This is a genomic window from Roseinatronobacter sp. S2 (genome assembly GCF_029581395.1).
Taxonomy (GTDB): Bacteria; Pseudomonadota; Alphaproteobacteria; order Rhodobacterales; family Rhodobacteraceae; genus Roseinatronobacter.
In genome coordinates this window covers 209,761-222,322 of the sequence record NZ_CP121115.1, presented here as the reverse complement: position 1 = coordinate 222,322, position 12,562 = coordinate 209,761, and the positions used below count along the sequence as shown (strand labels likewise).

Here is a 12,562-nt window from a genome sequence, read left to right as displayed (position 1 = left end):
GGGACACAGGTGCCGCGCCATCTAGGGCGGGCATGGCTGGTCCGGGCGCGCGCATCCGCCGCGCCCGAACCGGTGTTGATGTCGCGTCAGCGTTGGTTGCGAACGGGAATGTCCATGTCGTCAATTCCCAGCACCCGCACCAGTTCGGGAATGCCCCATGCCACATCATTTTCGACCCGAATGCGGAAATGATACATTTCCTGCATTGCCTGATGGTCCTGCGCGCGGAATTGCATGGTGCCTTTGGGGGTTTCCCATTCCATTCCGGCCATCGCTTCGATCAATGCCTCGGAATCATCGGCACCACCGGCGTTGCGAATGGCCTCGACAACGGCCAGACCCGCGGTCATGCCACCGGCGGTGAAGAAATCCGGCGGGGTGCCGTAGCGTTCGAAATGCTGTTCCACCAACCAGTCGTTTACGGGGTTTTGCGGGATCTCATAGTAGTAATATGTGGCCCCTTCCATACCCGGCAGGTCGCGATATGCGCCCATTGCGGGCAGAATGTTGCCGCCTGTCGCAATTTCGATCCCGTGGCGCGACGGGTCCATGGCCTGAATCCGGCCAATGGGGTTATTGCCCCCCGCCCAGATAACGAACAGCCGCTTTTCGCCGTCATGTTGCGCCAATGCGTTGAAAATACGTTCTGCGGCGGCGGTGAAATCGGTTGTATCCGTGGGGACATATTCTTCATGAACCAGTTGCGCGGGCGTGTCGGCCAATGCCTCGCGGAAGGCGGCAACGCCATCGCGCCCGAACGCGTAATCTTGCGCCAATGTCGCAATCATCACGTTTTCACGCCCAAGTGCGACCGCGTTGGAAATGGCGTCCTGGCTGGAATTGCGCCCGGTGCGGAAGATGTAGCGGTTCCAGTCGCTGCCGGTAATGCTGTCGGCCACCGCAGGTTCAACGATCAGCACGCGCTCGAATTCCTCGGCGACGGGCAACATGGCCAGCGCAACGCCGGAACTGGTCGGGCCGACAGCGATATGGGCATCATCATCACCGAACGCTTCGGCAAGCAGGGCGCGGCCCAGATCAGGGCGCAGCTGGCTGTCCTTTTCGATGACGACAAGCGGCTGGCCGTCAATTTCCATTGTGCCGCCAGTGGCATATTCAAGGCCCATCATCAGCCCCACCTGGCTTTGCGCGGCATAGGCTTCCAATGCGCCGGTGCGGTCGTAAATATGGGCGATGCGGATTTCCGCAAATGCTGGCGCAGACCAGCCCAACAGGGCCGTCACAAGGACGGCAGATTTAAGTGACATGATTTCCTCCCTCAAAACATGACATATGGTTCATGTTTCATTTTTGTTAGGTGAAGGGGTGATTCGTGTCAAGAATTTTGCGCGCATCCACTTTGTTTATGCCATCACCGGCAGTGACGGGCGCTTTCGTTTTCGCGATATCTATCGCCGCCCGCGCGTTGTGCAGATGGATGTGACCACCCTGCTGCCCGGTGCGCGGCCAGTGTTGTGTTATGCGTCGACGCGCAGTGCAGTTTCGCAATTTGTGGAACTGCGCCCCGTCTTGGTGGAGCGCCCGTTTGGTTTTGCGCCCACAGGAACGGTGCGCCGCTCTTCGCCCGCGTCGGAACGCGCGCCGCAAAGCACGGTCACTGCCACTGTGCAGGATGATGGCCGATCCTGGTGGTGCTGGTGCCTGTGCTTGAAGGGGGCACAGCGCGGCTAAGCATGCCGCGTCAGCGACCGTGACCTGAATTTGCATGTGACGGTTTCGGCGGCCAACAATCCTTGGGTGCTGGCCCGCGCGACCCGATTGCCCTGTTGCAAGGCGAATTGCGCCAACGTGATCAGGGCGGAATTGCAAGCCTTGTCGCTATCGCGTCAGTCTATCATTCGCGCTATTTGTCCGATACGGAATTTCTGAAGCTGCGCTACGGGCTGAAATATGATCAGGCGCGCTTGCGCACCGGCAAGGTGCGGGACGTGCTGAACCTTGTAGGTGCGGAATACCGCCGCGACATGACCAACACACGCGATATCGGGCTGCATGGCACCATGATGCATGCCGCGCGCACAGGGTGCATGACCAGTAGCTTTGGTGTGTCAGTCATGGCGTTGCATCTGTCCACTGGCGTAGCCTTGGCAGTATCGCGCTGCGCTGACGTGGCGGCGGGGGAGCTGTCAGTCTTGTTGGGGATGGCGGGCAATTCTACTGCGCCCATCAGTCTACCACTTCGGGAACCTTCACTTTCGAGTTGTTGCGCAACCGCGGGATTCGATATCTGGTCATTGGTGGCGGCGGGGATTTAACCGTAACGTATGGTCAGCGCGATGTGCCGCAACGCGTTGGCGGCGACCGGGGTGCGGGCACAGCCCTTACAACGCCAGATTGCCCTGAACCGGGCTGCGAAATCCGCGTCGATGATGGTGTGCTTGCGGCCCGCGCATCCGTCAAGGTTCGTGGTCATGGTGCTTGTATGCGTGCCGGATCGGGTTGCAGGGCGCTTCATCTTTCGGCGTGCTAAATGCGCGGCGTTCCGCCGCCCAAGGTGGTGCGCCGGAACCATAAGGCGGCTGTGATTGTTGTAAGTTCAATAGGTCCGACTGAGGGCCGATTAAACGAAGGAAAATGAACATGAAACTTTCCCGCATTCTTGCCCCTGCCATTTTTGCGCTGGCGTCCAGCACTGCACTGGCTGGTGTTGACCAAGTGTCCGAGGTTACGGTCAAAGCAGATATCACCGCCATCAGCAATGAAGAGGCCGCGCAATTCTGGTCCACAATTGCAGAAGATCTGGAAAATGCCATCCTTGCGCGCATCGTGGAACGGATCGAAGATGAAGGTGCCCGTATTTCCGTGCGTCTGGAAGAAGTCGCACTTGCCAGCGCGTTTGAACGCAGCTTCGATCTGGAGCAGTCGATTCTTGTGGGTCAGGTTAATGTGACCGATGAGACCAACAACGCGAACTTCAATTCCTATGAACTTAGCGTTTCCTTGTCCGGCGTCACGGCAGTTGATGAAGATGGCGATCCGCTGACTTTCGAAAGTGTCGAAGCCGAACTTGCCTATCAGACGTTGATCACCGCATTTGCAGAAGGTGTGGTCACGCGTCTGGACTAAGCTGCGTTGCGGAAAACCGCATAGGGAACAGATTGGGGGCCGTGTTTTCGGCCCCCCTTTTGTTTGTGCCCGGTCCACTTGCCGTGTGATCAGGCGCGGTCGTTTCCGCTGGTTCAATATCAGGCGCTAAAGGTGGTATTGTTTATTCATGTGCAGGCTCCGTGCGGCGCCGGATTTCCTTGAACAATTTGCGAAATGTCAATATTTTGCACATATGAGAAAGCCCCCATCTGCCCCACAGGACGAACCCACCGGCCCCTATGACCGCGAAGGCGCGCAGGAAGATTTGTGGTTTCTGCCCGGCCCCCCGGAAGATGAACCCGATTTCCTGTCACCGGGTCCCGAACACGAACCGACAGAAGCATCGGTTCTCGATGAATGGACCCGCGCCGAAGCCCGCCACGCCGCGCGGCTTGCGCGGGTTGCGGGTCGGCTGGGCGCGCTGGATGAGCGGCTGAAACGTGGACCGGATGGCTGGCGGCAGCGGCTGGCGCTTCTGGAAGCGGTGGAATTAAGCTGGGTTAATGGCAACAGGGTGGCCCCCGACAGGCTGGCGCTTTGGGTGGCGCTGCGTGTGTCCGGTGTGCAGGACGACACGCAGGTATTGTCCGCCCTTGGCTGGGCCGTGCGGCGGCTGGCTGGCGGGCCGGGGCCACAGGCGGGATTGCCTGAATTCCTTGGCCGCCATGATGCAGGCGCTTTGGATGATGCATCCGAACGCTTCACCGAACGTGCCAGCGCATGGCAGGAGTTGATGCAAGCGGGCGCGCATCTGCACCCCGTGACACGCGCCTGCATGGGATATCATCTGTGGTCACTGGCGGGGTTGGCGCATCAGGGCGGCGCGCTGGAAGCCGCCGTCACCGCAGCGCGTATCGCCGCAGGCGATGGGCAGGGCGCGGTTTTCGCGCCGCTGGCCATGGGCGGGGCAGGGGGGTTGCGCGCCCAAGGTGCCCCCGATGCGCGGCTGAAGCGGTGGTATGACAGCATGGACAGCGCCACATTAAGTGCGCAGCGCCATCTGGACCAGATCGACGCCTGGAGTGTGCGTGCAGATGCGGCAATGGCGCGGCTGTCGGGGCGCACACCGCCTGCCTTGCGGGCCGCCCTGTCGGATTGGCCGGTATTGTCAGCGCCCATGGCCGAGGCCCTGACAGGGGCCAGCCGCGCTGCGGTGCAGCGCAACCTTGCATGGATGGAAGATCACGGTCTGATCCGCGAAATGACAGGGCAGGGGCGGTTTCGCATGTGGCGCGCGGCGGTGTGAGCGCGCGCGAAAAAACCTGTCGCCCTGCATGATGATTGCGACGGCAGGGGGGCGTGCGCCCGCCCCCCTGTGTTGGTATTATTGCAGATCGTCTGGGCGCAGGGCGGCTGGCAGGTTTTGGTAGCACACCGGTCGCAGAAAGCGGCGGATGGACAGGGTGCCCACGGATGTGGCGCCGAAATTGGTCGAGGCGGGGTAGGGGCCGCCATGGACCATGCTGTCGGCCACCTCGACCCCTGTGGGGAACCCATTGGCCAGAATGCGCCCGGCCTTGCGTTCCAGAACCGGCATCAGGCGCTGGCCCAGGCCCGTGTCGCCATCATCCAGATGCAGGGTGCAGGTCAGCTGGCCTTGCAACGCGCGTGCCAGATCCAGCATCTGCCCCTCATCGCGGGCGCGGATGATCAGGCCAAGGGGACCGAACACCTCCTCGCCCAAGGCATGGTTGCCCAGCCATGCATCGGCGGTGGTTTCATACAGATACGGCGTGGCTGCGCGCCCGTCGCAGCTGGTGGCCAGCACTTCGCGCACGCCCGCGCTGGCAGCCACACGGTCGCGGCCCGCGCGGTAGGCCTCGGCCATGCCATCCGTCAGCATGGTCTGCGCGCCCACGCCCGCCAGCGCACCCTTGGCGGTCGCGGCAAATTCATCGGCCTGCGGCCCCTCCAGCACCACGGCGATGCCGGGATTGGTGCAGAACTGGCCCGCGCCCATGGTCAGGCTGGCGGCCCAGCCTTTGGCGATGTCGGCCCCGCGTGCGCCCAGTGCTTTGGGCAGGATGAACATGGGGTTCACGCTGCCCAATTCGCCAAAGAAGGGAATGGGATCAGCGCGTTGCGCGCACAGATCAAACAGCGCGCGCCCGCCGCCCAGCGATCCGGTGAAGCCCACAGCGCGGATCAGCGGGTGGGTGACCAGTGCCGCGCCAACCTCGCGGTTGCCGCCTTGTATCAGCGAAAACACGCCCGGATGCAGGCCGCAGGATTTGGCCGCTGCCGTGATCGCATCGCCCACCAATTCGCCGGTGCCCGGATGGGCGGAATGGCCCTTGACGACAACGGGACAGCCTGCGGCGAGTGCGGCGGCCGTGTCGCCGCCGCCCACCGAAAAGGCCAATGGAAAGTTCGACGCGCCAAACACCGCCACAGGGCCGATGGGGCGCTGGATCATGTGCAATTCGGGGCGCGGGGCGGGCTGGCGGTCGGGCAGGGCCGCGTCATGGCGGCGGTCCAGATAATCGCCCTTGCGGATATGCTCTGCAAACAGGCGCAACTGGCCTGTGGTGCGCCCCCGCTCGCCCACCAGCCGCGCTTCCGGCAGGCCGGATTCGGCGCAGCCCATCGCGGTGATGGCATCGCCGCGCGCGTCAATCTCATCCGCGATGGCGTCCAGAAACGCCGCGCGGTCCGCGCGGGCGGAGTAGCCATAGGTTTCAAACGCGTCTTCGGCGGCTTTGCAGGCGCGGTCCACCAGATCCGGCGTGCCCACCGCAAATTCATGCGCCGGACCGGACGCCGGAGCAGACGCAAACCGCGCCCCATCATCAACCCGTTCACCTGCAATCAAATGCATCCCATGCGGAATATGCGTCATATCAGTGCCTTTCAACGTCTGGTTTGTGTGCGCCATTCGGCGAATTTGTTCAAGTTGGCCTCGTCCGTGGGCGGATACAGCCCGATGACACCCGCGCCTGCTTCGACCTGTTGCAGAACAAATTCCTCAAACACTTCCATCTCGGCGCATTCGATGGCGATGTCGTCGGCCAGATGGGCGGGAATGACCATCACGCCATCGCCGTCGCCCAGCAGCACATCACCGGGAAAGACGGCCACGCCGCCGCAGGCGACGGGGATGTTGATGTCGAGAGCTTCATGCAGGGTCAGGTTTGTGGGCGCGGACGGACCGGCGCAATAGGCGGGCATGTCCAGCGCGCCTATGCCTGCCATGTCGCGAAAGCCCCCGTCGGACACAACGCCCGCCGCCCCGCGCAGTGCCAGCCGCGTGATCAGGATGGACCCTGCCGTGGCGGCACGCGCGTCGCCGCGCGCATCCATCACCAGCACATGCCCGGCGGGGCAGGTTTCTATTGCCACGCGCTGCGGGTGTTTTGGGTCGCGAAAGGCAGTAATGGGGTTGCGGTCTTCGCGCGCGGGAATGTAGCGCAGGGTGAATGCCTGCCCGACCATGGTGTCGGATTTGGGTGCAACTGCGCGCACGCCCTGAATGAACTGGTTGCGCAGGCCGCGTTTGTAAAGCGCGGTTGCCACGGATGCGGTGGACACTTTTTTCAGGGCCGCGCGCGTGCTGTCGGAAAGGGTGTATTCAGTCATTGTGATATCCTGTCAGATCAGGTTGTTCTTGGTCAGAAACTGCGCAAGGCGCGTTTGCTGGCTGTCGGTTAGTGGCCATGCCGAAGGGGGGCGCGTGGGGCCGCAATCATGGCCGGTGGCCTGCAACGCGGCCTTGACGCCGGTGACATTGGTGCCGTTCATTTCCTCGGCGCGGATATCTTCAAACGCGCGCATGCCCGCAATCAGGGTGTTGGCGGTGCGGTAATCGCCGGACTCCAGTGCTGCATGAATGGCCAGCGACCGTTCGGGCCACACATTGATCAGCCCCGATGTGAAGCCGCGCGCGCCTACGGCATAGAAGACCGGCGCCCAGACTTCGGCCAAGCCCCCCACCCATGTGATGGCGGGGTCGCAGGCGGCAATCGCCTCGGCCAGTTTCAGGGGGTTGGGGGTGGCCCATTTGACGCCGCGCACATTGGGCACGGCGCATAAATCGGCAATGGCGCGCGTGCCAATGGCATCGTTGCGCAGATACAGCATCATCGGCAACCCGCCAGATGCATCATTGATCGCATGCAGGTAATCGACCACGCCGCGCGGGGCGACAAACGGGTCGGGGGGCTGGTGGACCATTAGCGCGGTCGCGCCTGCATCGGCGGATGCACGCGCAAGCGCCACCGCGTCGCGCAGGCCCCGCCCCACACCGGCCAGAACCGGCGCGCGGCCATCCACCAATGCGACGACTTCGCGCGCCATGGCGCAGGCCTCACTCGTGGTCAGGGCATAGAATTCGCCGGTATTGCCATTGACCACCGGCATATGCAGGCCCGCATCAAGCGCACGGTCCACAATCGGGGCCAGTCGGTCGGGGGCAATATCGCCGCCATCGTCATAGGGCGTAACCAGAATGCCGGAAATACCGCTAAGTGCTTGCTCCAGTGTCAGTGTCATATGCGTCCCCATCAGAAAATGTCCGGCTCGCCGGCAGTGCGGCCAAAATCGCGTTCCAGAAAGTCGAAATCACAGCCCGTGTCTGCTTGTGTAACATGTTTCGAGAACATCCAGCCCCAGCCGCGTTCGAACCGGGGTTCGGGGGCGGGCAGGGCTGCGCGGCGCGCGTCCAGTTCGGCATCATCCACCAGCATATCCAGCCTGCGCGCAGGCAGGTCCAGCCGCACGATGTCACCTGTTTTCAAGAGTGCCAGCGGCCCGCCCACGAACGATTCAGGCGCCACATGCAGCACGCAGGCCCCGTAGGATGTGCCCGACATGCGCGCATCTGAAATGCGCAGCATATCGCGGTGGCCTTGTTTGATCAGCGCCTTGGGGATCGGCAGCATGCCCCATTCCGGAAACCCCGGCCCGCCAAGGGGGCCTGCATTGCGCAAAACCAGAACATGGTCGGGCGTGACATCAAGGGTTTCATCGTCAATCGCGGCTTTCATGTCGGGGTAGCTGTCGAAGACCAGCGCAGGCCCTTCATGGGTATGAAATCTGGGGTCGCAGGCCGCAGGTTTGATGACCGCGCCATCAGGGCACAGATTGCCGCGCAGCACCGCCAGCGACCCTTCATGATAGACAGGGTTAGACAGTGGGCGGATCACATCGTCATTGAAGACCTGCGCGCCAATCAGGTTTTCGCCCATCGTCTTGCCGGTGACGGTCAGGCAGGATGTATCAAGGCGTTCTTCAATCTGTTTCATCAAGGCACGCAAGCCGCCCGCGTAGAAGAAATCCTCCATCAGGTAGTCTTTGCCTGCGGGGCGGACATTGGCGATCAGGGGTGTCGTGCGCCCCAGCGCGTCCAGATCATCAAGCGTCAGGTTCACGCCTGCGCGCCGCGCCATGGCGATCAGGTGCACCACCGCATTGGTGGAACAACCCGTGGCCATGGCCACGATGGCGGCGTTTTTAACTGCCGCTTCGGTTACGATCTGGTCCGGCGTCAGGTCTTCCCAGACCATATCGACAATGCGCCGCCCGCAATCGGCGGCCATACGCTGATGACCGCTGTCTACCGCAGGCACCGATGACGCGCCCGGCAGGGTCAGGCCCATGGCGTCGGTAATTGCGGTCATGGTGCTGGCGGTGCCCATGGTCATGCACACCCCCGCCGAACGTGCGATCCCGCCCTGCAACCCCTGCCATTCATCATCCGGGATATTGCCTGCGCGCCGTTCGTCCCAGTATTTCCACGCATCCGACCCCGACCCCAGCGCACGCCCTGCAAAATTGCCCCGCAGCATTGGCCCCGCAGGCAAATAAATCATTGGCACGCCCGCTGTCAGCGCGCCCATGACCAGCCCCGGTGTGGTCTTGTCGCACCCGCCCATCAGCACCACCCCGTCGAGGGGATGCGAGCGTATCATCTCTTCCGTTTCCATGGCCAGCATGTTGCGGTACAGCATCGATGTGGGTTTGGTGAAGCTTTCATCCACCGACAGCGATGGCAGTTCAACCGCAAAGCCGCCCGCCTGAAACACCCCGCGTTTCACATCCTTGGCGCGTTCGCGGAAATGCGCGTGGCATGAATTCAGTTCCGACCATGTGTTCAGAATGCCGATGATGGGCTTGTCTTTGAAATCCGCCTCGGAATAGCCCAGTTGCATCAGGCGCGAGCGGTGGCCGAAACTGCGCAGATCGTCAGGGCCAAACCAGCGCGCACTGCGCAGAGTTTCAGGGGTTTTGATGCGGGTCATATGGTGCTCCGTTACTGGGGTATTGCGACGGTCAGTCGACAATATCCGAGAGTGTCTTGACGGGTTTGGGGCGCAGGGCAGAATAGATCTGCCACAGGATCGACAGCGCCGCCAAACCAAGGAAGGTTCCCGCGATGGGGTTTGTTATGAAGCCGGTGAAATCGCCCGCCGACAGCTGCAATCCGCGCCGGAAATTGGTTTCCGCCATGGGGCCAAGGATAAACCCGATGATGAAGGGCGCGGCCGGAATGCCCGCCTTGACGAAGGCATAGCCCAGCACACCGAAGGCAAGGATGGTCCAGACATCGAACACACGGCTGGACAGGCCAAACGCCCCCACAGCGCACAGAACCAGAATGACCGGCAACAGGATATGCTTGGGAATGGCCAGCAACCGGATAAAGACGCGCAGGCCCAGAAATTCCAGCACCAGCATCATGAAGGCCGACACGATCAGCGCCGCAAAGATGGTATAGACCAGCGCCCCTTGGGTGATGAACAGCATGGGGCCAGGCTGGATGCCATGGATCATCAGCCCGCCCAGCAAAATGGCCGTAACCGCATCGCCCGGAATGCCCAGTGTCAGCAGCGGGATCATTGCGCCGCCAATGCCTGCGTTATTTGCGGTTTCACTGGCAACCACCCCTTCAATCGTGCCCTTGCCGAATTTTTCAGGCGTTTTGGACCGTTTCTTGGCGGCGATATAGGAAATGATATTCGACGTGCCCGCCCCGATACCGGGCAGAATGCCAATGGAAATGCCGATCAGCCCCGACCGGATGGCATTGGGGATCTGGCCCAGAAATTCCGCCATGGAAAACCCGAAGCCCTTGATCTTGACCATCAGCGGCGCGACGGTCGGCATGTCGCCACGCTTGCGCGCCTGTTCGGCCACGCGGATGACTTCGGCAATGGCGAACATGCCCACCAGAACCGTCAGAATGGAAAAGCCCGCGTTAATTTCAACCCGCCCGAATGTGTAGCGTGTGATCGCATCCACCGGCGCGATGCCCACAGTGGATACGGCAAACCCCGCGACACCGGCAAATATGCCCTTGATCATGGACCCTGACGACAGGGTTGCAATCAAGGTCAGTGAAAATACGGCGATGGCGAAATATTCATGCGGACCAAAAGACAGCGCCACCCGCGCCAATGACGGCGCAATGAACATCAGCGCTGCGATTGACATGATGGTGCCAAGGAAGGAAAACACAATCCCCACCCCCAGCGCTTTCGCACCTTCGCCCTTTTCCATCATGGGCGCGCCGTCAAATGTGGTGGCAATAGATGACGGTGTGCCGGGAATTTTCAGCAAGATTGCCGAAATCAGCGCCCCCGATGTTGCCCCCACAAACAGCGCAATCAGCAGTGAAATACCCGCCGAAGCCCCAAGGCTGTAGGTCATGGGCAAGGTCAGCGCGATGGCCATCACCGCCGTCAGCCCCGGCACCGCCCCGAACACAATGCCCACGGCCACACCGATGGTGATCAGGATAAAAATCTGCGGGGACAGGACCGCCGCGAAGCCTTGGAGAAGCATATCAAGCATCAGCGGCGTTCCTTACGGCAGATAGGGGGTTAGGGGGCCTGCGGGCAGCATCAGCCGGAACCCGTAGCGGAAGGTCACGAAAATGACCGCCGTGCTGACCACCGCCAATGCGGCATACAGCACCAGTCGCGGGCGTTGGCCGTTGGGGGTCAGGACAATGAACTGCGCAAACAAAAACACCGTCGCCGCGATTGGAAAGCCCAAGGGCCGCAATGCGGCGATAAACCCCGCCACAAGGCCCAGCGTGGCCAGCACCGTCAGGGCTTGAAGCGGTTGCAGCTTGTCGCCCTTGCCCATCGCGGTGGCACCGCGCCGCCATGTTACCAGACATTGCAGCGCGCCCAGCCCGATCATGGCCCAGGCCAGCATATAGGGGAAAAATGTTGCATCAACCGCGCCCCTGCGCGGCAGTTGCATGGTCATATACAGATAGCCGATGCCCAAGCCCAGCATGGCAAGCCCCACAACCAGTTCCTTGTTTCGCGACATCACGCGCCCCCCTTTGCTGCCAGTAGAAAGCGGCCGGCAGATGGCCCGTTCTGCGGGGCCTGTCTGCCGGCCTGTCGTCGGCCAGTTGGCCTTAGCGTGCGGATTGCAGGATTTCGCGATACGGCATGTAGGTGTCGCGGATCGTGTTCAGCCGCTCCAGCGCCTCGTCCTGCGGCAGGAAGGAGACGGGTTGTTTGAACCCCTGTTCCAGATCGGCTGCATATTCCGGGATTTCAGTGATCTGGCGCATGACATCTTCCATCTTGGCCACAATCGTGGGGTCGGTGCCTTTGGGAAACGCGATGATATAGGGGTTGTTCATCACGAAATCGACGCCCTGTTCGGCGAAGGTGGGAATGTCGCCCAGCAACTCGTTGCGGGTTTCATTGGGCTGGCCCAGAACCACCATCTGCCCTGCGGCGTGGTAATCCTGAATAGCGCCGTAAGCAATGCCGCCCACATCGATACGCCCGCCCAGCAGGGCCGCGATCTTGTCGGATGCGGACCCAGTGTCGACCACACGCATGTCCGCGCCGGTTTCACGCTGGAAGATGGTGCCTTGAAGGTGCGAATAGCCGCCGAATTCGGTGCCGAACACAACGCTTTGCGGGTCTGCATCGGTGCGCGCAACCAGATCTTCGACGCTGGTGATGCCCGATTGGGCGCTGGCCACAAACACCGCGCCCTGATCGATGGCGGGAATGCAGCAAATCTCGAAATCATCAATGCCGTAATCGGCAAGGCCCGACACTTCGGTGACAATCATGTGACCAGTATGGCCGAACAGCATGGTGTAGCCATCGGGGTCGGCGTCCCTGACCGCTGATGTCGCGATGGTCGCGCCGCCGCCCGGCATGTTGGTGATAACCATGGACCCGCCGGTAATCTGTTCAAAATAGCGCGCCATCGTGCGGGAATTGAAATCGGTATCGCCGCCCGGTCCTGCGCCAATGATGACATTGATCGTGCGCGTGGGCCAATCCGTGTCGGCAAGCGCTGCGCCGGATGACAGTGCAAGCGCGCTGGCTGCGGCCAATGCTGAAAATCTGAAAGTCATAAGTGTTCCTCCACTAGATGGTCTGACCTGTTGGTCATTCGCGAAACACTAATATATCAATAAGCCGTTATCAACCGCTAATCTATTTTGGTCTGTGGGCGCATTGGTCTATGGAAACCT

The 12,562-nt window shown here is 61.6% G+C and carries 13 protein-coding genes; 4 read left to right on the top strand and 9 right to left on the bottom strand.

What is annotated here, in order from left to right; genetic code table 11:
• Positions 1-86: 86 nt before the first annotated feature.
• A complete protein-coding gene (locus P8S53_RS17845; protein WP_277807182.1) occupies positions 87-1,268 on the bottom strand; it encodes a substrate-binding domain-containing protein in 1,182 nt (393 codons plus the stop codon).
• 58 nt (positions 1,269-1,326) lie between these two features.
• Between P8S53_RS17845 and P8S53_RS17840 the strand changes: the two genes are divergently transcribed.
• Complete coding sequence (locus P8S53_RS17840) at positions 1,327-1,692, top strand: hypothetical protein (RefSeq protein WP_277807181.1); 366 nt, start codon at positions 1,327-1,329, stop codon at positions 1,690-1,692.
• A gap of 62 nt (positions 1,693-1,754) precedes the next feature.
• Positions 1,755-2,276 (top strand): hypothetical protein, encoded by a 522-nt coding sequence (locus tag P8S53_RS17835; RefSeq protein ID WP_277807180.1) that lies wholly within the window; start codon positions 1,755-1,757, stop codon positions 2,274-2,276.
• Here the strand turns inward: P8S53_RS17835 and P8S53_RS17830 are convergent.
• Positions 2,273-2,476 (bottom strand): hypothetical protein, encoded by a 204-nt coding sequence (locus P8S53_RS17830; RefSeq protein ID WP_277807179.1) that lies wholly within the window; start codon positions 2,474-2,476, stop codon positions 2,273-2,275. The genes P8S53_RS17835 and P8S53_RS17830 overlap by 4 nt on opposite strands.
• 125 nt (positions 2,477-2,601) lie before the next feature.
• On the opposite strand from P8S53_RS17830, the gene P8S53_RS17825 reads away from it, so the two are divergent.
• A complete protein-coding gene (locus P8S53_RS17825; protein WP_277807178.1) occupies positions 2,602-3,087 on the top strand; it encodes a hypothetical protein in 486 nt (161 codons plus the stop codon).
• Positions 3,088-3,301: 214 nt separating this feature from the next.
• Complete coding sequence (locus P8S53_RS17820) at positions 3,302-4,354, top strand: hypothetical protein (RefSeq protein ID WP_277807177.1); 1,053 nt, start codon at positions 3,302-3,304, stop codon at positions 4,352-4,354.
• A 78-nt stretch (positions 4,355-4,432) separates the two neighbouring features.
• Here P8S53_RS17820 and P8S53_RS17815 read toward each other — a convergent pair whose 3' ends face one another.
• The 7 genes from P8S53_RS17815 to P8S53_RS17785 form a co-directional block, all read right to left on the bottom strand.
• Positions 4,433-5,947: an aldehyde dehydrogenase (NADP(+)) gene (locus P8S53_RS17815; protein ID WP_277807176.1), complete on the bottom strand. Its 1,515-nt coding sequence runs from the start codon at positions 5,945-5,947 to the stop codon at positions 4,433-4,435.
• An 11-nt stretch (positions 5,948-5,958) separates the two neighbouring features.
• Positions 5,959-6,684, bottom strand: a complete 726-nt coding sequence (locus P8S53_RS17810) for a ribonuclease activity regulator RraA (RefSeq protein ID WP_277807175.1) — start codon at positions 6,682-6,684, stop codon at positions 5,959-5,961.
• Positions 6,685-6,696: 12 nt separating this feature from the next.
• Positions 6,697-7,596 (bottom strand): dihydrodipicolinate synthase family protein, encoded by a 900-nt coding sequence (locus P8S53_RS17805; RefSeq protein ID WP_277807174.1) that lies wholly within the window; start codon positions 7,594-7,596, stop codon positions 6,697-6,699.
• A gap of 11 nt (positions 7,597-7,607) precedes the next feature.
• Positions 7,608-9,344, bottom strand: a complete 1,737-nt coding sequence (araD, locus tag P8S53_RS17800) for an L-arabinonate dehydratase (protein WP_277807173.1) — start codon at positions 9,342-9,344, stop codon at positions 7,608-7,610.
• 31 nt (positions 9,345-9,375) lie between these two features.
• Complete coding sequence (locus tag P8S53_RS17795) at positions 9,376-10,896, bottom strand: tripartite tricarboxylate transporter permease (RefSeq protein ID WP_277807172.1); 1,521 nt, start codon at positions 10,894-10,896, stop codon at positions 9,376-9,378.
• A gap of 12 nt (positions 10,897-10,908) precedes the next feature.
• Entirely contained in the window at positions 10,909-11,385 is a 477-nt protein-coding gene (locus P8S53_RS17790) for a tripartite tricarboxylate transporter TctB family protein (protein WP_277807171.1), read from the bottom strand.
• A 91-nt stretch (positions 11,386-11,476) separates the two neighbouring features.
• Entirely contained in the window at positions 11,477-12,442 is a 966-nt protein-coding gene (locus P8S53_RS17785; RefSeq protein ID WP_277807170.1) for a tripartite tricarboxylate transporter substrate binding protein, read from the bottom strand.
• Between the last annotated feature and the right edge of the window lie 120 nt (positions 12,443-12,562).

Coding starts and splice junctions, on each gene's coding strand:
- P8S53_RS17845 (WP_277807182.1), bottom strand. CDS start 1,268: ATGTCACTTAAATCTGCCGTCCTTGTGACGGCCCTGTTGGGCTGGTCT.
- P8S53_RS17830 (WP_277807179.1), bottom strand. CDS start 2,476: ATGAAGCGCCCTGCAACCCGATCCGGCACGCATACAAGCACCATGACC.
- P8S53_RS17825 (WP_277807178.1), top strand. CDS start 2,602: ATGAAACTTTCCCGCATTCTTGCCCCTGCCATTTTTGCGCTGGCGTCC.
- P8S53_RS17805 (WP_277807174.1), bottom strand. CDS start 7,596: ATGACACTGACACTGGAGCAAGCACTTAGCGGTATTTCCGGCATTCTG.
- P8S53_RS17795 (WP_277807172.1), bottom strand. CDS start 10,896: ATGCTTGATATGCTTCTCCAAGGCTTCGCGGCGGTCCTGTCCCCGCAG.
- P8S53_RS17810 (WP_277807175.1), bottom strand. CDS start 6,684: ATGACTGAATACACCCTTTCCGACAGCACGCGCGCGGCCCTGAAAAAA.
- P8S53_RS17785 (WP_277807170.1), bottom strand. CDS start 12,442: ATGACTTTCAGATTTTCAGCATTGGCCGCAGCCAGCGCGCTTGCACTG.
- P8S53_RS17820 (WP_277807177.1), top strand. CDS start 3,302: ATGAGAAAGCCCCCATCTGCCCCACAGGACGAACCCACCGGCCCCTAT.
- araD (WP_277807173.1), bottom strand. CDS start 9,344: ATGACCCGCATCAAAACCCCTGAAACTCTGCGCAGTGCGCGCTGGTTT.
- P8S53_RS17815 (WP_277807176.1), bottom strand. CDS start 5,947: ATGACGCATATTCCGCATGGGATGCATTTGATTGCAGGTGAACGGGTT.
- P8S53_RS17790 (WP_277807171.1), bottom strand. CDS start 11,385: ATGTCGCGAAACAAGGAACTGGTTGTGGGGCTTGCCATGCTGGGCTTG.